This is a genomic window from Agarivorans sp. QJM3NY_30, from assembly GCF_050870855.2.
Taxonomy (GTDB): Bacteria; Pseudomonadota; Gammaproteobacteria; order Enterobacterales; family Celerinatantimonadaceae; genus Agarivorans.
The window spans coordinates 110,955-130,074 of the sequence record NZ_CP194038.2; the positions used below are offsets into that span (position 1 = coordinate 110,955).

Sequence of the window (19,120 nt, forward strand, 5' to 3'; positions counted from 1 at the left end):
CTGCGCTTCGCAGCCAGTAACAATTAAATCTTATTGTTCACCGCTGCTTGAGTTCTGTGCCACCACAGATCAAGCCCTTGACACCTCGCATTGGTGCGGAGCGGCTTACTGTTGCTTAAGGTGTGATGGAATAAGTGCATGTTTTGATCCTTGATGGTGGATCTTTAATCTAAGTGGAATGCCCTGTGAATTCAAGGCGGTATTTTGTTAAATCGGGATAAAGCGCTGGTCAAACAGGCGGCGCCGCTCCACTGAGGGCGCTGCGATGCGGCAAAGAAATTAGTTTATCCCTTGTCCGGCTTGGTTTATTTTTGATCTGGCTCTGGCTCTGGCTCTGGCTCTGGCTCTTAACAGGGCGTGTCCGCTAAGGAAAGCCAAGCAGAGTAACAGTGCATAGGCACTTTGCCAACCGAGTTCGAATAACAGCAGAGCACACAGGGCTGCACTAAATAGTGCGAGGTAGCGAGCCACTCCCGGCAGAAGAATACTACCGGCGAGCATACTGAGTAGGTAGACCACAATAAAATTGCCATTGGCGTAGCGGATCAGGTGCTCTAGGGGTAAGTCGAGGAGCCAAGCAGCGATACAACTGAGTCCGCAGGCACCCACGATGCTAAATAAGGCAGTTGTTGGCACCTTGCTCTTAGACAAATGTGCAAATAAGCTTGGCAGTTGCTGTTCGTCGGCCATACTCCATATGAGCCGAGCAAAACCTTGAATGTAGATGTTAATGCTGGCAAAACAAGCCAAGTAACCTACCATCGCCGCCAGCCATTTGGCCTGCGGGCCAAACAATATGGCGACCAAATGGGGCAGGGATTGAGTATTCGCGTATTGGTTGCCAAAGGCTCCGTATTTTAAAACCACCACCGAGGCCGCCCAATAAACAATGCCAGCCAATAGCGCGCCGAGTAATAGCGCGATCGGAAAATCCCGTTCTGGGCGGCGAAACTCTTCGCCCATGTGGGCAAAGGCTTCGATGCCGACAAAACACCAAAACATAACGGTGAGTGCTGGGGCGATACTGGGCACATCAATATGACGGGGAAGCTGTACATCGGTCAGGTGAATATCGGCTTTCCACCATAACATGCCCACCAACGTGATGATGGCAATAGCGATTAAACCCTGTACATTTCCAGATAGTTTTGCGCCTCCTAATCCCAAGAGTAGCATTGCGAAGAGGCTCAATAGTTGGATTGCCAGTGCGCTGAAGGCGCTGAGCTGAAACAGTGATTGCCAAAAACCTGTGGCCATCACTAAGGCTGCTGGCAAACCTACGGGTAGCACCGAAATAAACAGAAAGGCGGTCATCTTTTCTGCCCGGTCACCCAAGGCTTTTCCTACAAAATGGGCCGCACCTCCGGCATGGGGGTGACGCTTGCCGAGTGCGGCAAAGGTAAAGGCAATCGGTAATACCAGTGCCAGCAATATTAACCATGCCACCAAAGCACTTCGCTCGGCGATACTGGCGGCCATGGCTGGTACCACAAAAATTCCGGTTCCTAATAATGAGGTCGCGAGTAAGGCGACACCTTGGCCAATACCCAATTGTTGATTTAAACGGCTCATCCTAGACTCTGTTTGATAACGGTTAGCTAGAGATGATAACGCCGAACCGCAATTTTGCTAGCTGTTAAGTCAACGGAATTGCGCGACAGAGTGTCGGTACTGACCGTGAATTTAACGGTGCGCGTGGTGAGGTTTGATGAGTAGAGTCGATGGCAGAGAATGCGTTGAATTTGAGCAATATCAAGACATTTTTAAGGACGGTGTTCATCCTCTTAGCTTACTGGTATTCTAGCCCAAATACAGTTTAACCGCTGTGATGACTTCCAATAAATGGTAAGACAAAACAATGGCTTAGATTATTTTATAAAACATAGACTTTAATTTTATAGCGAGATAAGCATGTCTGACAGTAAGCCTGATGACCAATATACCAACTCCTTTCAACAGCAACAGGGCTTTGTCTCGTTGGTGGGAGCGGGTCCCGGTGATCCTGAGCTATTGACGGTCAAAGCGGTGAAACGGATCCGCTGCGCCGATGTGATTGTTTATGATCGCTTAGTCTCGCAAGAGATTCTTGATTTGGCCTCACCCACAGCCGAGATGGTGTATGTGGGTAAAAAGTTGGACCATCACTTTGTGCCGCAAGCCGAGATCAACCAAATCTTGGTTGAGCAAGCCACACTGGGTAAACATGTGGTGCGTTTAAAGGGCGGCGACCCGTTTATTTTTGGCCGCGGTGGTGAAGAATTACAAGCTTTGGCCGAGGCGACGATTCGCTACGAGGTGGTACCTGGTATTACGGCTGCGGTAGGCTGCACCGCCTATGCGGGCATTCCACTGACCCATCGAGACCACGCCCAGAGCGTGCAGTTTATTACTGGTCACTTAAAACAGCACGGTGAAGATATAGATTGGCCTTCTTTGGCCCACGCGAATCATACCTTAGTATTTTATATGGGCTTGAAGCAATGTCCGCAGATCCAAGCTAATTTGTTGAGCAATGGCTTAGCGGCTAGTACTGCTTGTGCGATTATTGAACGCGGTGCCACGCCACAGCAACGGGTTTTCACGGGTTGTTTGGCGCAATTGGCTGAGCTGGCGGCGCAGGCCGAAAGTCCTTCGCTGATCGTGGTGGGTAGCGTGACCAAATTACATCAGCAACTGGGATGGTTCAAGCCAGAGCTGAGTGATTGATTTTGCTGGATTAATAAAGCCGAACATCGTCCGGCTTTAGCTTGGATAGCGAATGATTTAATCGGCTTTTTTACGGCGAAAAAGACCTTTTAGCAGCGCCCCTAAACCGACCACGATAATGACTGCAAATTTCTTTAAAAATAACAGTGCGACCACGAAGAAACCAGTTTTAGCTATCACTTTCCCTGCCACTAAAGCGCCTAGGCCGTAGGCCGCCACTTGGTCGATATCGGGATTGAAATCGAGATAGCTAGAGCCTTGATCGAAGTTGGCTAAAGCTAATACCGAATCCAGATTTGCAGAGATGGTTGCCAGCTGATCCATGTTGGCAATAAAGTTTAGTACTAACACACCTTTTCGACCTAAGATCCGAATGTTGTAGTTTAGGGTATGGACTTCTTGGTCGCCAAATTTGAGTTCTTTTGCCCAGTGTAGTTTATGGTGACTAGCATCATAGTAAGGGCTTGCTGCCCAGCCGACTAATTGGATGCTTTCATAGCCTTGTTCGATCCGCTGCTGGTTATCGGCCTTGGTATCGGCTTGCATTTCTTGCAGTAGTTCAACATAGTCGATGTCTTCGGCATCGCTATCTGAAACGTAACCATCTTCCTCGTACTGGATACTGACTGCCCATGAATCTGAATCAAAAGGGGTATACTCTGCGGGGAAAAGCATGCCTAAAACCTGCTGTCCCGGTGGATTACCCCACACTTGTTCCAGTACCGTTTTTGAGTCTTCCGGATTTAAGTAATAAAAAGAATCGGGAACGTTCAAGGTGGCGTTGGCATCGGAAATGACAATTTCACCGGTCTGCCGATCTAAGGACTGCCAGATCCCACGCGCCCACTGTTGGTAGTCTTGATCGTTTGCATCGTTGCTGCTGGCCGTTGCGGATAAACATAACAGCAGGCTGCTGAAGATGATTCGGTAAAACATAACTATCCCTGTTCTCGTATTTGATGTCGGCGGCTATTGTAAATGACTTGCTGCCTATTTTATTGATTCAAATCTCCATCGTTACAAGTAGTTGTAAATGAGCTACTTTTATTTGCTAGTGCCATGGATGGTGTAAGATGAGATGCATCAGGCAATGCGACTCTCATGAGGCTCATTTCATAGACTCAATGCCTAACACATGAGCAAGGGGGCTCGCGAAGCGCTTTGAACGACAAAATAAGGGGCTGGAATATCAAATCATATGTCTACGATGTGTTTTGTGGTGAATTTGCCGCAGGCAATCCTTGTGGCGTGGTGGTGCTCGAGCGCTGGCTGAGTGATGCTGAGTTACTCGACTTAACCAGAGAAATTGCCCAGCCAGTGACATCTTTTGTACTTGTCGAAGACAAAACTTACCACATTCGGTGGTTTTCACTGCTGGGTGAAATAAACCTTTGTGGGCATGGCAGTCTGGGGGCGGGGGCCGAAATCATCAAGCGCTACCAGCGCAAGCAAGTCGACTTTCAAAGTCGTTATGGTCAGCTAAGGGTATCGGAGAACCAAGGTTTTTTTTCAATGACGCTACCTAGTTGGCGGGCAAAACCATATGCCTCAAATATGCTGGGCAATGAATTTTTGCTACCTAAACATCGGGATGTATTTACCACCCGAGATATGGTTCTTGTTTTGGATTCTGAAGCGGCTGTAGCGAGTTTTAAACCCGATTTTGAACAGCTCAAATTAATCGAAGATCAGCATGCCTTTATGGTGACGGCACAATCCAGTGATAATGAGTATGTACTGCGATACTTCGCCCCCAAGATTGGGATCCCCGAAGATCTCGCAACTGGCTCTGCGCATTGTTCTTTGGCGCCCTATTGGTTCGATCAATTAAAGTGTCGAGAGCTATATGCACGCCAGCTTTCCAGCAGTGGTGGACAATTTAAAATCGAAAAAGCGTCGAATCAGGCCATCGTGCTCTCTGCTCAGGCGAAACCACGGATCTAGTTTAGGCGATTGAATGGGGCCTCAAAGGTCTTGTTTTTCCTGTCATGCCACCAACAACCAGCTTAGATCTCGCACCGAACATTTCTGTTAAACAAGTGATTCTGAGGGATTACTGCTTGTCCATTTTAATGACTGGTTTTAAAGGCTTTGGTCAATATCTATCGCCATGTCAACACTTATTGGCAAATGTTAATTAAGATCACGCGTCGAAATAATTTATGCTGTATTTTGTTGCAAATTGATATCCGTCAAAGTCGTATGGTTATTTCGTGTTACTGTGCGCAAACAAAATAGCAACGTTTGATCAACCATAAGTAAAGGAAAAATAAAATGAAAAAGACGTTATGTGCGATTGCTGTTGTTGCCGCATTCAGTTCTAGCAATGTATTGGCTCACGAGAAAGGGGATTTCTTTGTGCGTGCCGGGGTTGCGAGTGTGATACCGAATGACAGTAGTGATGGTATTTTGGGGACTTCGAGCCAGTTGGCGGTTAATTCGGATACTCAATTAGGCCTGAACCTTGATTATATGATGAGTGATAATGTTGGAATAGAGTTGCTCGCCGCAACACCTTTCTCGCATGAGATTTCTACCGATCTGGGGGGGCTTGGAAATATCGGCAAGACCAAACACTTACCGCCAACTTTAATGGCGGAATATTACTTTGGTGATTCGCAATCAGCCTGGCGTCCTTACATCGGTGCGGGGGTGAATTATACGACCTTTTTTGATAGTTCTTTTAATAGCACTGGCACCAATGCCGGTCTCAGTGACTTGAGTCTTGATGATTCTTGGGGACTTGCTGCGAATATCGGGGTGGATTATAAACTCAATGAAAATTGGTTCTTAAATGCCTCGATATGGTATGCCAATATTGAAACCACTGCTCACTACAAAGCGGGCACGGAGAGTAAATCTACAGATGTGAAGATCAACCCGGTTGTGGTGATGCTCTCTGGTGGCTACAAATTTTAATGATGCGCGATTGAAAGAAACGCGAATACATTTTTCTTGCGTAGTGCTTGATTAGCGCGGTATCAAAGGATCAAAGTATTGGCTGTTAAATTTGAGTTTTATGGTCTAGTTTTTTTGACTACGGGCCATAAAGCACAAATTAAGCGAATTGATTGGCGGCTAACTCGATGAGTTAGCGCTTATTTCAAAACTCGTATAATTTAATCTACTGTTCAATATTTAGTTTCAAATTTTAGGGAAATTGCAACACCTTCAACTAAACGCTTGCTGTCATTCCCCAGCTAGAGTCCCGCAGCTTAAAGCCTGTTAGTTTGTTGAATGAACTGGTTTACTGCATGGAGCTCGGCTACTGCGCTTAGCGTGATGCTATATGCCATCATCTATAGTGCGCAGTGACATCAGCCCTTCTTTTCTGAGCATTGCTCTGCTTCTGGATCTTAGCTCTTTCTTGGATAAGTCTCGCTTAAAAAATTCAGATGAAATTTAACTTGCTTCAATCTTAGTAATCCATAGAATGCACATGATAATCATTATCACTCGCTTTTTAGATGCTTTATGAGGTTTTAAATGAAAGGATTGGCGTTTAGCGCAGCTTTAGGGATGTCTTTGTGGTCGATGACGGCTCAAGCAGAAGTTAAAATAATTGAAGATGTATTGGGTCGCTCCGTGCAAGTGGATGTGCCAGCAGAGCGCGTGGTACTAGGATTTTATGCTGAAGACTACATGGCAATTGGTACTGAGAAGGCCTTTGATCATGTGGTTGGGATCTCTAAAGATACTTGGCAAGCCTGGCGCCCCGCGAGTTGGCAGTTGTACACCGACTATCGCCCATCACTAAAAGCCATTCCAGATGTGGGTGAAGTTGAGTCGCAAACCTTCTCCGTTGAAAAAGTTCTGAGCCTAAACCCCAGTGTGTTGTTATTGGCTGACTGGCAGTATAAGGGCCTTGGAATGGATGTAGACGCCATTGAAGACGCCGGTATTCCGATTGTGGTGGTGGATTACAATGCTCAAACCTTGGAGCGTCACTTAAAAAGTACTCAAATTATCGGTGAATTAACTGGCCAAGAAGCACGCGCCGCGAAAATTGCTGATGAGTATCAGACGGTGGTTGAGCATATTCACGACACTATCGCCAAGGCCAAGTTACCAAAACCACGTACTTACGTAGAGTTTGGGAACCAGGGTCCTAGTGAGTATTCTTTCACCTATGGTAAAAATATGTGGGGCGCGATGGTCACCAGCGCGGGTGGCGATAACATTGCCGCGCCATTCATCGAGTGGTGGGGACCAATCAATCCAGAGCAAGTATTAGCCTCCAACCCGCAAGTGATCTTCATTACGGGCACCGAATCGGGCAAAAAATCGGATGCCATGGTGATGGGTCAAGGGATTGCTCAATCGCTGGCGGTAGAGCGTCTTAAAGGTTTCACTCAACGTGCTGGCTGGGAAAGCCTGGACGCTGTCAAGAACAAACGTCTGTTCGGTATTTACCAAGGTGCATCGCGCACCATCCTTGACGGCAGCATGCTGCAATTTATTGCAAAAGCGCAGTACCCAGAGCTTTTCAAAGCACTCGATCCGGCACAAAATTATCTTGATTTTTATCATAAGTATTTGCCTGTAAGTCCTAAAGGCAGCTTTGCCGTACAAATGACTGATTAATGCTAGCATCCAGCCTCATTGCAGATGCGGTCAATCACCAACGTCGCTCGGAAAAGCGGCGTTGGTGGGTTTTGGCCGGCTTACTGCTGTTACTGGCATTTTCCTTTTTGCTGGATATTGCAACCGGACCTTCATTATTGGGCCTGACGGATGTGTTTCGGGCCTTAATGGAGGGGCTTGGTGCGCCTGTTGAGGTGACCACTACCACTAAAGTGATCGTGATGAATCTGCGTTTGCCCATCGCCTTAATGGCGGTTGTGGTTGGTGGATCTCTGGGGGTGGGTGGCGCTGAAATGCAAACCTTACTCAATAATCCGATGGCCAGCCCTTATACCTTGGGGATGGCGGCTGCAGCGGGTTTTGGCGCCGCCTTTATGTTGTATCTTGGCGGCTTGGGTTTACATTCGCAAATTGCGGTGCCGCTGGGTGCCTTCGCCTGTTGCATGTTATCGGCAAGTTTGTTGTTTGGCCTGGCGATGATGCGACATATCACTTCCGGTCAATTAATTCTGGCCGGCATCGCCTTGCTATTTTTGTTTCAGTCGCTGCTTTCCTTGGTGCAATTCATCTCATCGCCGGAATTAAGCCAGCAAATTTTGTTTTGGTTATTTGGTAGTTTAACCAAAGCCAATTGGACCAATTTTCTAATCACCGCCATCGTAACGCTGATTTGTGTCGCGGTGTTGCTGAAAGATGCCTGGCAACTAACAGCGCTTCGCTTAGGGGAAGAACGGGCGAAGAGTCTTGGCGTGAATGTGGCTCGCTTGCGTATTAAGACTCTGATTATAGTGGCCATTATGACCGCAACCGCTACCAGTTTTGTTGGCATTATCGGCTTTATTGGTATTGTGGCGCCTAACATTGCCCGTATGCTGGTGGGTGAAGATCAGCGCTACTTCTTGCCATTATCATTTTTGGTGGGGGCATTTTTGCTGTCCAGCGCCTCAGTGTTGTCGAAAGTGATTGTACCCGGCGCTTTATTCCCCATCGGTATTGTAACCGCGATTATTGGTGTGCCGTTTTTCTTTTGGTTGATTATGAGTAAGAGGCGCTAAGCATGCTGGAAGTCCGTGAATTATCTCTGGCATTTGATGACTTAGTGTTGGCTGATCGTCTTAGCTTTTCGCTGGCTGCCGGAAAGACCCATGTGATTATCGGCCCCAATGGGACCGGTAAAAGTTCCTTGCTAAAAACCTTGTTTGGTGACATTCAGCCACAAGGCGGAGAAGTACTGTTTGAGCATACCCGGTTGACCAAGTCCAACCTGAATCCTTGGCGCCAGCAGTTTGGCTATATGCCGCAGGATATTCGTCTGGATGTGGGTTTGAGTGCCTTAGAGGTGGTGCTGTTGGGAAAAATGAGTGCACTTTCCCTCAAACTAGACGATTCCTTGCTCGAGCAAGCCTTACAGGCTCTGGACGCCATTGGTTTATTGCACTTGGCAAATCGCGATGTGCGAACCTTGAGTGGCGGCCAATGCCAGATGGTTTTGTTCGCTCAGGCTTTGATGCGTCAGCCTAAGATTTTAATGCTGGATGAGCCGGTGAGCGCTTTGGATCTGCATTTTCAGCAAGTGCTACTGAACCATCTCGATCAGCAAACCAAAGCCAAGCACTGGGTTTCACTGATGATCCTGCATGACCTTAATCTGGCGGCGCAGTATGCCGACAACTTATTGGTGTTGAAAGATGGTCACTTGATTGCTCAGGGGGCACCAAAAGATATTTTGTATCCAGAGCTAATTGATAAAGTGTACGGGGTAAAAGTAGACATTCAACTGGACAGTTTAGGGGCGCCGTTTATTCGAACGCGACGGCCCGGTCACGCAGCCGTTCACGGATAAAAACCATCAAATAAAATCGATCGAAGGAAATGAAGATGTCGAGTAAATACCTTGTTTTGGCCCTGTTGGCATGCTTGTCTGTCAGTCCGCTGTCGGCAAAGGAATGGCAGGTTAAAATGTTGAGTTATGGTGACGCCGGTTCGATGGTATTTGAGCCCGCATTTTTGCAGGCGGAAGTTGGCGACAGCGTTACTTTTGTTCCCAGCCAGTCAGGACATTTTGTTAAGTCTTATGTGGTGCCGGAGGGCGCGTCGGGCTGGGCCTCTAAAATGGATCAAGCTTATACCATTACGCTGGAGCAACAGGGATTGTTTTTGTATTACTGCCCACCGCATTTAATGATGGGCATGGTAGGGTTGATTCAGGTTGGTGAGGCGGTGAATAAAGCCACCTTTGAACAAAAATATCCGCGTTTACGTGCTAAAGTGGCACTCAGCCCAGAGCGAGTGGATGCTGTTGTTGCCCAGATCAAATAGTCGATGAAAGCAAATCATTTGCTGGCCGACTGGCAAGGCTTGTCAGCTGCCAGTCGTGTATTGGTGATTAATGGCTTTAGCTTTAATCTTGGCTTCTATATGTTATTGCCGTATCTGGCAGATCATTTACAGCGTTCGCTTGGTTTGTCGCCTTGGTACGTTGGTCTGGTGATTGGCTTGCGGGTATTTAGTCAGCAGGGCATGTTTCTGGTGGGGGGCACTCTCGGCGATTATTTCGGTTACAAGCGCCTAATTCTGGCTGGCTGCGTGGTACGGGTGGCTGGTTTTGCTCTATTAGGCGTCGCCGAAAGCCTTCCCTGGTTGTTACTCGGCGCCTTTTTTACCGGGTTTGCTGGAGCGCTCTTTACCCCATCCAGCAACGCCTATCTGGCTTATGAGGCGCCCGATCTGGCGCGTCGAGACCGGATTTTTGCGCTGCAAAACTGGACCAGTGAAGCGGGCATGTTGTTAGGTCCCTTGCTGGGCATTCTTTTGGTCGCCAAAAATTTTATGTGGGTTGGCTGCTCTGCCGCCGCGATTTTTGCGATTTTGTTTTTGATCCAATGGCGCTACCTACCCAAATTAGCGGCTCAGGCAAATCGTGAGCAGGGAGCCCAGCCTTTTTGGTTGCAGTGGCGGTCGATGTTACAGCATCGGCATTTCATGGGCTTTATTGGCTTTGCCTGCGCCTTTCAGTTGTTGTTTCATCAATTGTATTTGGCACTACCCAATGAGGTGCAAATGCGCGGCCTGAATTCAGATGTGATCACTTGGGTATTTATGACCTCTTCGGCACTGGGTATTGGCTTACAGATGCCCATCAGTCGTTGGGTGGCTCGAAATATTGGTCCGGCCGCGGCGATGGGCATCGGTTTAGCCCTAATGGGCCTGTCCTTTTTGTGGTTTTTAGTCAGTGTATCTTCTTGGCAGGCCGCCAATTTTATCGCTTATGCGGTGATGTTTAGTTTCGGCTCGATGCTGGTTTTACCCCTACTGGGCTCGTATGTGGCCCGTTTTTGCAGCGCAGCTGAGCTGGCCAGCCATTATGGTTTATACGCCTGTATTGGCGGGGTTGTGGCTTTGCTTGGTAACGTTGCAGTGGGTTGGTTGTTAGACGTCGATGCTTTACCGCGCCAGTCGGTTTGGCTCGGGCTTGCGTTGATCGGTTGTTGCTCGGGCTTTGGCCTGTATCGACAGGTTCGTCATTTACCTTAGTGCTAGAGGTGGATTGGTGATTGATTTGGCAGGATCAGCATGGCGAATGACTTGATTGTGGTGTGCTAACCGCCACGACTATAAATGAGCGCTCGTCATTAGCATTCCGAGTGTTGCTTAAGCCGTAGTTGCCTATTGCAAAGAAATGTAAATTTTATATCTATTTAAAGTCAAAGATATAAAAATCATTATTTTAGTTAATTTTATATGGAGTAGAGGGCAAGGATTTAGATAGTTTTTGACGAAATTTTCAGTCATTAACTCTTAGCTTTTTCGACTTTGATGACAAAAACACGACAGAAAGATTAAAGCTTAAGCACTATGGTGGTTTGCTAATCAATTTTGTTCTCATTCACACACCATTCGCTCATTCAAATGACTCAATATCTACTGTAATTACAGGCTTGCAGTGAGTATTTAGTTCCTAATTAAGGCTTAGGCGCATGTTGCGTCGAGCAAGTATTCAGCCATTTTTGCAGTCAGGAGATTTATGCATGACTAAAGTATTTAAATCATTCCGTTTTACTTTGCTCGGTTTAGCGGTGGCGTTTTCCCTTCTTGCTTGTGACACTGAAACAACCAAGGCGAAACCTGCAGCGGCTCCAGCGATGCCTGCGGTTACTGTCGATGCGGTTGTCATCAAAACCCAGCCTATAGAGTTAGCAACCCGTCTTCCGGGTCGCACCAGTGCTTTTCGGGTTGCAGAAGTTCGGCCACAGGTGGAAGGGATTGTTTTGCAACGCTTGTTTGTTGAAGGCAGCACGGTCAAAAAAGGTGATGTGTTATTTCAAATTGACCCTGCAAGCTATGAGGTCGCGTTAGATAGTGCTCAAGCGACGCTTGCTTCAGCGCGAGCGGTACTCGAAAGAGCAGAGCTACAGCTGAATCGTTATCAAGCTTTGATAAAAAAACGAGCGATCAGTCAACAAACTTACGAAGATTCCCAAGCGAGTTATCGTGAGGCGGTGGCATCGATTATGTCAGCTAAAGCGGCGGTTAAATCGGCGCAAATTAATTTAGATTATACCAAGATTAAGGCCCCGATCTCGGGCCGTATTGGCTTGTCGGCTGTGACTGAAGGAGCCTTAGTGACCGCAAATCAAACAACTTATTTGGCGGTGATTAAACAGCTGGATCCTTTGTATGTAGACATTTCTCAGTCTAGCTCTGATTTGATGAAACTACGCAGTAATCATCCTCTGGGCGAAAAAACACTGGGTGCGATTCAGTTGTCGCTGGACGATGGGACACCAGTTGCAGAACCAGCCAGCTTGCAATTTGCGGATGTGAGTGTTGACCAAGAAACAGGCACGGTGAATCTTCGCGCCTTGGTACCTAACCCCGATTTGTTGTTATTACCAGGCATGTATGTTCGGGCCGAAGTCCCCACCGAGACTCGTGCTGAAGCGATTCTGGTGCCGCAGCGGGCGGTTAGCCGGGATGTGACCGGACGCGCTCATGTGATGTTGGTGAATTCAAAAAATGTAGTTGAAGATCAAGTGGTTGATGCAGTTCGAGTGGTGGGAACTCAGTGGTTGATTGATGCTGGCTTAAGTGTGGGCGATCAGGTGATCGTGAATGGCCTACAAAAAGTGAAACCCGGAAGTGCAGTGCAGCTGAATATCTTAGCACTTGATGAAGGACAGTAAACTATGGCTCGTTTTTTTATTGATAGGCCCATTTTTGCATGGGTAATTGCCATTGTTATTATGTTAGCGGGGGTGTTATCGATTACGTCACTACCGGTGGCGCAATATCCGACAATCGCTCCGCCAGCGGTGAGTATTTCTGGGAATTATCCAGGCGCTTCGGCACAAACCGTAGAAGATAGTGTGACGCAAATTGTCGAACAAAACATGAATGGTATTGATAATTTATTGTACATGTCATCGACCAGTGATTCTTCGGGACGCTTCTCTACCACCTTGACCTTTGCGTCAGGCACCGATCCAGATATTGCGCAAGTACAGGTTCAAAATAAGCTTAGTGTGGCGGAGTCTTTACTCCCGACTGCAGTGGTGAATCAAGGGATCTCGGTTGCCAAATCATCCAGTAGCTTTTTGATGGTGATCGGCTTTTATTCCAAAGACGGTAGCATGAACAATATCGACTTGGCGGATTATGTCGTCTCTAAGGTGAAAGATCCTTTGAGTCGAACCGAAGGGGTTGGTGAACTGCAGGTATTTGGTTCTCAACATGCTATGCGTATCTGGCTCGATCCACATAAGCTGAATAAATATAGTTTAACGCCAGTTGATGTGACCAACGCTATTAGCGCGCAAAACACCCAGGTATCGGTGGGTGAATTAGGCGGCGCTCCTTCGGTGCCGGGTCAGCAGCTGAATGTGACCGTGACCGCGCAAGGGCGTTTGTCATCGGTGAAGCAGTTTGAAAACATTCTATTAAAGGTAAATAGCGATGGCTCGCAAATCCGCTTAGAAGACGTTGCGAGAGTGGTGTTGGGAGGGGAAAGCTATGCTTCGGTGGCGCGTTATAATGGCCACTATGCAACTGGCTTGGCGATTACTTTGGCTAGTGGGGCGAATGCCTTGGATACTGCCGAAGCGGTGACAGCAAAAGTTGCTGAGTTGCAGAAATTTTTCCCTGAATCCTTGGAAGTGGTATATCCCTACGACACCACGCCATTTGTCAGAATTTCTATTGAAGAAGTCGTGCAAACGCTCTTTGAAGCCATTGCATTGGTATTCTTGGTGATGTTCTTGTTCCTCCAAAACTTTCGGGCGACCTTGATCCCAACTATTGCGGTTCCTGTTGTATTATTGGGAACTTTTGGAGTGATGGCGGCATTTGGCTTCTCGATCAATACCTTAACCATGTTTGGCTTGGTTCTGGCGATTGGCTTGTTGGTCGATGATGCGATTGTGGTGGTTGAGAACGTGGAACGGGTGATGGCCGAAGAAGGCTTGTCTCCGCGTGATGCCACGCGAAAATCGATGGGACAAATTACTGGTGCACTGGTGGGGATTGCTCTGGTGTTGAGCGCAGTATTTGTACCAATGGCCTTCTTTGGGGGCGCTTCAGGCGCGATTTATCGACAGTTTTCTTTAACGATTGTGTCGGCCATGGTGTTATCGGTGATCGTTGCGATGGTGTTAACCCCGGCGCTATGTGCAGCGTTGTTAAAGCCGGTCAGTGAAGGCGCGCATACCCCTAAACGTGGGCCTTTAGCCTGGTTTAACCAAGGCTTTAATGCCAGTACCCAAAAATATCGAGGGGTAGTGCAACGTGGTGTACATCAAAAAATCCGCTACGGGATCGTTTATATTGCGGTGATTGCTGCCTTGGCTTCGCTGTGGAATAAATTGCCAACGTCATTTCTTCCCGAGGAAGATCAGGGGGTATTGATGGCGATGATTCAACTACCTACTGGTGCCACTCGTGAGCGGACCATGGCAGTATTGGATAAGGTTCGGGGGCACTTTCTCGAGGCTGAAAAGGACGCCGTGGAGTCGGTGTTCTCGGTGGCTGGTTTTAGTTTCGCGGGCAGTGGTCAGAATATGGCGATGACTTTCGTGAAGCTGAAGGATTGGGATCAGCGTACCAATCCAGGGCTATCGGTGAAGGCGATTATAGGTCGAGCTTGGGGGGCTTTATCTCAAGTGAAAGAAGCCTCGATATTTGCCTTTAACTTACCGCCAATCCCTGAATTAGGCACCGCCAGTGGTTTTGATGCTTACCTGATTGATGAAGGTAATTTAGGTCACGAAAAAATGATCCAGGCGCGTAACCAGCTACTGGGGATGGCTGCCAATAATCCGAATTTAAACGCGGTGCGACCAAACGGTATGGAAGATGCTCCTCAATTTCGAATTGAGATTGATTATGAAAAAGCCATGTCAATGGGCGTTGCGGTGAGTGACATCAATAGCTCTTTGCAAACCGCTTGGGGTTCTAATTATGTGAATGATTTCATTGATAATGGGCGGGTTAAAAAAGTATATGTTCAAGCAGATGCGCCATTTCGTATGAACCCAGACGATTTCTTGTTATGGCATGTTCGTAATGCCAACCATGAAATGGTGCCGTTTAGCGCGTTTGCAAGCACTCATTGGAGCTATGGTTCACCACGTTTAGAGCGCTTTAATGGGTCACCAGCTCTTAATATTCAAGGTGCGGCAGCGCCGGGTAAGAGTACTGGTGACGCGATGGATGCGATTGAAGCGATTGTAAGTCAGTTGCCGCAGGGAGTGGGTTTAGCTTGGAATGGCGTGTCTTACCAAGAGAAGCAAAGTGGGGCGAACTCGGCCTTGCTATATTCGATCTCCTTGTTGATCGTATTCCTTTCTTTGGCGGCCTTATATGAAAGTTGGAGTGTACCATTCTCGGTGATAATGGTGGTGCCACTAGGGATTTTTGGGGCAATTATTGCTGCAACTTTCCATCACTTATCCAATGATGTGTATTTCCAAGTTGGGCTATTAACAACAGTGGGATTGTCGGCGAAAAATGCCATTCTGATTGTTGAGTTTGCGAAAGCACAATATGACCAAGGGATGGACCTTATCGCTGCGACCGTAGAAGCTTGTCGGATGCGTTTACGCCCAATTATCATGACTTCTATGGCCTTTATTTTAGGAGTATTACCTTTGGCCTTAAGTTCTGGTGCTGGGGCTGCTAGCCGTAACGCGATTGGTTGGGCGGTTGTTGGTGGTATGATTTCAGCCACGGTACTCTCGATATTTTTTGTCCCAGTGTTCTTTGTTTTGGTGATGCGTCTATTTCGTACCCAGCCAAACACTATTCAGCAAACAGCGGGAATTGAGCAGACTACAGAGGATAATTAATTGAGTAGGCCGGCGCACTTATTGGAATTGATAGTGCTTTAAACTAATTTTGTTCGACATGTTTTCAACACCATCAGCTTGGCTGATGGTGTTTTTTTATGCGAAAACGATAGCCATGGATAAATTTCTCGCGGGTCGTTGATGACGCTCGCCAGCGCGTAGGAGTCGATTTCCCTGTGTTTGATTGTTGAGTACGGTCAAAGAGCCTGCTATAACATTTGCTGGTGCTGATATGATGGAATGATGTTTTTGGATAAATTTGATCAACAGATTGTTGCATTGTTGGTAGATAATGCCCGTATGCCGGTGAGTCAAGTTGCCCGTGAAGTGAGCCTGTCGCGTTCGGCGACCGCTGAACGGATCCATAATTTAGAAAAGCATGGGATCATTAAGGGTTATCATGCAGAGCTTGGGCATGGCGACCAGTCACCGTTGATTGCAGCGCATTTTGAATTACGTTATAACGAACATCATTGTGAAGCCTACGCGGCGTTTATGCGAAAAATTCCTGAAATCAAACGTTGTCAGTCGATCAGTGGCGATGTGGATATGTTGCTCTATGTTGAGGTGGAGTCGATGGCTCGTTTAGAGGCGATTCGTCTGCAGCTGGAGCAGATGGAAAAAATGGTGATGGTTCGCACTCACATGGTATTACGCGAAATGTTTAATCGTTAACTTCATATGGATCAAGTGATTGTGGGCTTTCATCTGGATGAGCAGCAACATTGGATTGCAAAACTCGCCTGTGGCCATAGCCAGCATTTACGGCATCAGCCACCATGGCAAAATCGTGCTTGGGTGTTCGATCATCACGCTCGCTTAAGTCGCCTAGGTCAAACCTTGTACTGTACCAAATGCCTCAAATCGGTTCCTGCCGATTGGATTTAATCATTATTTCAATTTCATCGATCGTTTTCAGTTGTTTCCCCGTTATAAGCATAGGATTAGGCTGCAAGGTAGATTGTTATGCGATTGGCGCAAGGCAGACATCGACGCTATTTACTTTTCATCGTTTTACTGGCTGGCCTATTCGGTTGTGCTCGTGATGATGTGGGTGCTTATGCTGCAAACCACCCACAATTGATACTGAAAGATTTTTTCAATGGTGAGTTAACCGCCCATGGTATTGTAAAAAACCGAGATGGTGAATTAATCCGCTATTTTAATGTTAGCATGCAGGCCCGTTGGGATGAGCAGGGGCAGGGAACACTTGACGAACACTTCGAATTTGATGATGGGGAACGACAACGGCGGATATGGACTTTACAGCCGCAGGAAGATGGTGGTTACCTCGCCAGTGCTAATGATGTGAGTCAACCAGCAAGCATGCGGATCTCCGGCAATGCGTTGTTTATGGAATATGTATTAAGTTTGCAATACCAAGGGAAGCCTTTGGACGTTAATGTGAAGGACAAAATGTATTTGGTGAACCCGCGTACCATCATTAACGAATCGCAAATCAGTAAATTTGGTTTTACGCTTGGCTCTGTGAGCTTGGTGATCCAGAAGCTGCCTTGAGCACAAAAGCTAATTAAATAAAGTAAATACCTTGTTAATTTCTAGTAAACTAGACTAGGTATTATGAATAGCATCATTTAATAAGAGAGAATTGGATGTCGAATGTGTCTAATCTAGCGCCTCTGGCGAGCAGTTTTAGTTTAGATCCTGCCCTGATTACGATTACTAATTTGCGGCTTCGTACCTTTATTGGTTTTAATCAAGAAGAGCTGAGTAAACAACAAGATGTGGTGATTAACGCAGAAATTCGTTATCAGGCTAGCCAAGCCTGTGTCGCGGATAGTGAAGATTTGGCGCTGAACTACAAGCTGATCACCAAAGCGATGATTGCCCATGTGGAGCAGGGGCATTTCAGACTGCTCGAAAAACTATGTGCCGATTTGCTGAATCTGGCGATGAGTGAACCAAGAGTGATTAACGCACGGATTACGGTGGATAAACCGCATGCCTTGCGGTTTGCCGATTCGGTATCGGTGACTCTATCGGGCACTCGTAATGCCGATTAAGGTTAGTGAAATTCACGCGCCAGTTTTGATTACTGGTGCTGGACAGCGACTCGGATTAAGCATTGCTAAAGACTTGTTAGCTCAGGGCTATCCGCTTCTGATTAGCTACCGTAGTGAAACCGCTGGTGTTGCCGAGCTACGTGAACTGGGGGCGGACTGTGTGGCGGCCGATTTTAGCCAAGATGCCGGTATTCAAAGTTTTATTACTTATGTGTTAAACCATTATTCGGTGTTGCGGGCGGTGATCCATAACGCTTCGCAGTGGTTAAAAAATGCAGCTTTAGACGATGAACATGAGTTGATGCGTCAGATGTGGTGTGTGCATGTGACGGCTCCGTATCAGATGAATTTGGCCTTCGAAAGTCTATTAAATCAACAGCATCAAACTGGCGAGACCAGCGATATTATTCATTTAACGGATTATGTGGCAGAAAAAGGCAGTGCCAAACATATCGCCTATGCTGCCAGTAAAGCTGGTCTGGCCAACTTGAGTCTCTCTTTTGCTGCTCGGCTCGCGCCTGCCGTGAAAGTTAATAGCATTGCGCCTTCGTTATTGATGTTTAATCAGCACGATGACGCAGCCTATCGTCGTAAGGCATCGGCCAAATCGCTGATGGCGAAAGAAGGCGGCGCGGATGAAGCGGTCGCCGCGGTGAATTTTATTATGAACAGTCAATATTTAACGGGTCGCTGCATTGCTTTAGACGGCGGTCGTCACCTCGTTTAATGTGAATAGCCCTGCATGGGCTTGACCTATCAAGACAATCTAAAGGAAGTGATTATGAAAGTAGCGTTAGCCGAAAAAAAATTTAGCAAAGACGCTTGCTTGTCACCGGAGGCAATTCAAGTACGCCAAGCCTTGATTGCAAGAGGTATCGAAACCCCCTTGCTAGAAAATCAGTTAAGCAACGAGCAAAAGTACCAAAAAATAAAGGCTTCATTAACTGAGGTGGTGAGTACTCTGGGTTTGGATCTTCGTGATGATAGTTTGGCGGAAACGCCGCATCGGATTGCTAAAATGTTTGTGGATGAAGTGTTCTCAGGCTTGGACTATTCGCGTTTTCCCAAAATTAGCATCATTGAGAATAAAATGGCGGTGGAAGAAATGGTGAAAGTTGCCGACATTTCCTTTACCAGTACCTGTGAACATCATTTTGTGACCATCGATGGTTTGGCGAAAGTGGCGTATATTCCCAAAGATAACATCATTGGTTTGTCGAAAATTAATCGTATTGTTCGTTTCTTTGCCCAGCGTCCGCAGGTGCAGGAGCGTTTAACCCAGCAAATTTTAGTTGCTCTACAAAGCCTATTAGGCACCGAAGATGTGGCGGTTTCGATGGTTGCGACCCATTTTTGCGTGAAGGCGCGAGGGGTGATGGATGCAAGTTCTTCTACCCAAACCTCTGCTTTTGGTGGTCAATTTAAGTCGAGTCAATCCACGCGTAGAGAGTTCTTGGCCTAAGGCCC

General features: G+C 47.1%; 18 protein-coding genes. 16 read left to right on the forward strand and 2 right to left on the reverse strand.

The window, feature by feature from the left end; all coding sequences use genetic code 11:
• Positions 1-279: 279 nt before the first annotated feature.
• The gene (gene yjeH, locus ACRRSX_RS00525) at positions 280-1,572 is read right to left on the reverse strand and encodes an L-methionine/branched-chain amino acid transporter (RefSeq protein WP_432455157.1); all 1,293 of its coding nucleotides are present in this window, start codon (positions 1,570-1,572) and stop codon (positions 280-282) included.
• 339 nt (positions 1,573-1,911) lie between these two features.
• Here yjeH and cobA point away from each other — a divergent pair, with 339 nt between their 5' ends.
• Positions 1,912-2,706, forward strand: a complete 795-nt coding sequence (gene cobA / locus ACRRSX_RS00530) for a uroporphyrinogen-III C-methyltransferase (RefSeq protein ID WP_432455156.1) — start codon at positions 1,912-1,914, stop codon at positions 2,704-2,706.
• 57 nt (positions 2,707-2,763) lie between these two features.
• On the opposite strand, the gene ACRRSX_RS00535 is transcribed toward cobA, so the two are convergent.
• Positions 2,764-3,642: a DUF2167 domain-containing protein gene (locus ACRRSX_RS00535; protein ID WP_432455155.1), complete on the reverse strand. Its 879-nt coding sequence runs from the start codon at positions 3,640-3,642 to the stop codon at positions 2,764-2,766.
• A gap of 225 nt (positions 3,643-3,867) precedes the next feature.
• Between ACRRSX_RS00535 and ACRRSX_RS00540 the strand changes: the two genes are divergently transcribed.
• From ACRRSX_RS00540 to folE, 15 genes are all read left to right on the forward strand, one after another.
• Positions 3,868-4,650, forward strand: coding sequence for a PhzF family phenazine biosynthesis protein (locus ACRRSX_RS00540; protein WP_432455154.1), 783 nt, complete (start codon positions 3,868-3,870; stop codon positions 4,648-4,650).
• Between the two features lie 330 nt (positions 4,651-4,980).
• Positions 4,981-5,625 (forward strand): outer membrane protein OmpW, encoded by a 645-nt coding sequence (ompW, locus tag ACRRSX_RS00545; protein ID WP_432455153.1) that lies wholly within the window; start codon positions 4,981-4,983, stop codon positions 5,623-5,625.
• 567 nt (positions 5,626-6,192) lie between these two features.
• On the forward strand, positions 6,193-7,290 hold the full coding sequence (locus ACRRSX_RS00550) for an ABC transporter substrate-binding protein (protein WP_432455152.1): 1,098 nt from the start codon (positions 6,193-6,195) through the stop codon (positions 7,288-7,290).
• The gene (locus tag ACRRSX_RS00555) at positions 7,290-8,345 is read left to right on the forward strand and encodes a FecCD family ABC transporter permease (RefSeq protein ID WP_432455151.1); all 1,056 of its coding nucleotides are present in this window, start codon (positions 7,290-7,292) and stop codon (positions 8,343-8,345) included. The genes ACRRSX_RS00550 and ACRRSX_RS00555 overlap by 1 nt, the downstream gene beginning before the upstream one ends.
• Before the next feature lie 2 nt (positions 8,346-8,347).
• Positions 8,348-9,133, forward strand: a complete 786-nt coding sequence (locus tag ACRRSX_RS00560; RefSeq protein WP_432455150.1) for an ABC transporter ATP-binding protein — start codon at positions 8,348-8,350, stop codon at positions 9,131-9,133.
• Between the two features lie 35 nt (positions 9,134-9,168).
• Positions 9,169-9,609 carry a pseudoazurin gene (locus tag ACRRSX_RS00565; protein ID WP_432455149.1) on the forward strand — a complete coding sequence of 147 codons (441 nt, stop codon included), beginning with the start codon at positions 9,169-9,171 and terminating at the stop codon, positions 9,607-9,609.
• 3 nt (positions 9,610-9,612) lie between these two features.
• The gene (locus ACRRSX_RS00570) at positions 9,613-10,824 is read left to right on the forward strand and encodes an MFS transporter (RefSeq protein ID WP_432455148.1); all 1,212 of its coding nucleotides are present in this window, start codon (positions 9,613-9,615) and stop codon (positions 10,822-10,824) included.
• A 494-nt stretch (positions 10,825-11,318) separates the two neighbouring features.
• Positions 11,319-12,473, forward strand: coding sequence for an efflux RND transporter periplasmic adaptor subunit (locus ACRRSX_RS00575; RefSeq protein ID WP_432455147.1), 1,155 nt, complete (start codon positions 11,319-11,321; stop codon positions 12,471-12,473).
• Positions 12,474-12,476: 3 nt separating this feature from the next.
• Positions 12,477-15,629 carry an efflux RND transporter permease subunit gene (locus ACRRSX_RS00580; protein ID WP_432455146.1) on the forward strand — a complete coding sequence of 1,051 codons (3,153 nt, stop codon included), beginning with the start codon at positions 12,477-12,479 and terminating at the stop codon, positions 15,627-15,629.
• A gap of 243 nt (positions 15,630-15,872) precedes the next feature.
• Positions 15,873-16,304 (forward strand): Lrp/AsnC family transcriptional regulator, encoded by a 432-nt coding sequence (locus ACRRSX_RS00585; RefSeq protein ID WP_439022896.1) that lies wholly within the window; start codon positions 15,873-15,875, stop codon positions 16,302-16,304.
• A 6-nt stretch (positions 16,305-16,310) separates the two neighbouring features.
• Positions 16,311-16,517: a DUF3565 domain-containing protein gene (locus tag ACRRSX_RS00590; protein WP_432455144.1), complete on the forward strand. Its 207-nt coding sequence runs from the start codon at positions 16,311-16,313 to the stop codon at positions 16,515-16,517.
• A 78-nt stretch (positions 16,518-16,595) separates the two neighbouring features.
• A complete protein-coding gene (locus ACRRSX_RS00595; RefSeq protein WP_432455143.1) occupies positions 16,596-17,147 on the forward strand; it encodes a DUF3833 domain-containing protein in 552 nt (183 codons plus the stop codon).
• 95 nt (positions 17,148-17,242) lie between these two features.
• Entirely contained in the window at positions 17,243-17,653 is a 411-nt protein-coding gene (gene folX, locus ACRRSX_RS00600) for a dihydroneopterin triphosphate 2'-epimerase (protein WP_432455142.1), read from the forward strand.
• Entirely contained in the window at positions 17,643-18,380 is a 738-nt protein-coding gene (gene folM, locus ACRRSX_RS00605; RefSeq protein WP_432455141.1) for a dihydromonapterin reductase, read from the forward strand. The genes folX and folM overlap by 11 nt, the downstream gene beginning before the upstream one ends.
• 54 nt (positions 18,381-18,434) lie before the next feature.
• Positions 18,435-19,115 (forward strand): GTP cyclohydrolase I FolE, encoded by a 681-nt coding sequence (folE, locus tag ACRRSX_RS00610; protein WP_432455140.1) that lies wholly within the window; start codon positions 18,435-18,437, stop codon positions 19,113-19,115.
• Positions 19,116-19,120: the final 5 nt, after the last annotated feature.

Bases quoted from the DNA above. Each gene is read 5' to 3' on its own strand.
- folE (WP_432455140.1), top strand. From the start codon at position 18,435: ATGAAAGTAGCGTTAGCCGAAAAAAAATTTAGCAAAGACGCTTGCTTG.
- folX (WP_432455142.1), top strand. From the start codon at position 17,243: ATGTCGAATGTGTCTAATCTAGCGCCTCTGGCGAGCAGTTTTAGTTTA.
- ACRRSX_RS00550 (WP_432455152.1), top strand. From the start codon at position 6,193: ATGAAAGGATTGGCGTTTAGCGCAGCTTTAGGGATGTCTTTGTGGTCG.
- folM (WP_432455141.1), top strand. From the start codon at position 17,643: ATGCCGATTAAGGTTAGTGAAATTCACGCGCCAGTTTTGATTACTGGT.
- ACRRSX_RS00560 (WP_432455150.1), top strand. From the start codon at position 8,348: ATGCTGGAAGTCCGTGAATTATCTCTGGCATTTGATGACTTAGTGTTG.
- ACRRSX_RS00570 (WP_432455148.1), top strand. From the start codon at position 9,613: ATGAAAGCAAATCATTTGCTGGCCGACTGGCAAGGCTTGTCAGCTGCC.
- ACRRSX_RS00535 (WP_432455155.1), bottom strand. From the start codon at position 3,642: ATGTTTTACCGAATCATCTTCAGCAGCCTGCTGTTATGTTTATCCGCA.
- ACRRSX_RS00585 (WP_439022896.1), top strand. From the start codon at position 15,873: ATGTTTTTGGATAAATTTGATCAACAGATTGTTGCATTGTTGGTAGAT.
- cobA (WP_432455156.1), top strand. From the start codon at position 1,912: ATGTCTGACAGTAAGCCTGATGACCAATATACCAACTCCTTTCAACAG.
- ACRRSX_RS00555 (WP_432455151.1), top strand. From the start codon at position 7,290: ATGCTAGCATCCAGCCTCATTGCAGATGCGGTCAATCACCAACGTCGC.
- ACRRSX_RS00595 (WP_432455143.1), top strand. From the start codon at position 16,596: ATGCGATTGGCGCAAGGCAGACATCGACGCTATTTACTTTTCATCGTT.
- ACRRSX_RS00580 (WP_432455146.1), top strand. From the start codon at position 12,477: ATGGCTCGTTTTTTTATTGATAGGCCCATTTTTGCATGGGTAATTGCC.
- ACRRSX_RS00575 (WP_432455147.1), top strand. From the start codon at position 11,319: ATGACTAAAGTATTTAAATCATTCCGTTTTACTTTGCTCGGTTTAGCG.
- ACRRSX_RS00590 (WP_432455144.1), top strand. From the start codon at position 16,311: ATGGATCAAGTGATTGTGGGCTTTCATCTGGATGAGCAGCAACATTGG.
- yjeH (WP_432455157.1), bottom strand. From the start codon at position 1,572: ATGAGCCGTTTAAATCAACAATTGGGTATTGGCCAAGGTGTCGCCTTA.
- ACRRSX_RS00565 (WP_432455149.1), top strand. From the start codon at position 9,169: ATGTCGAGTAAATACCTTGTTTTGGCCCTGTTGGCATGCTTGTCTGTC.
- ompW (WP_432455153.1), top strand. From the start codon at position 4,981: ATGAAAAAGACGTTATGTGCGATTGCTGTTGTTGCCGCATTCAGTTCT.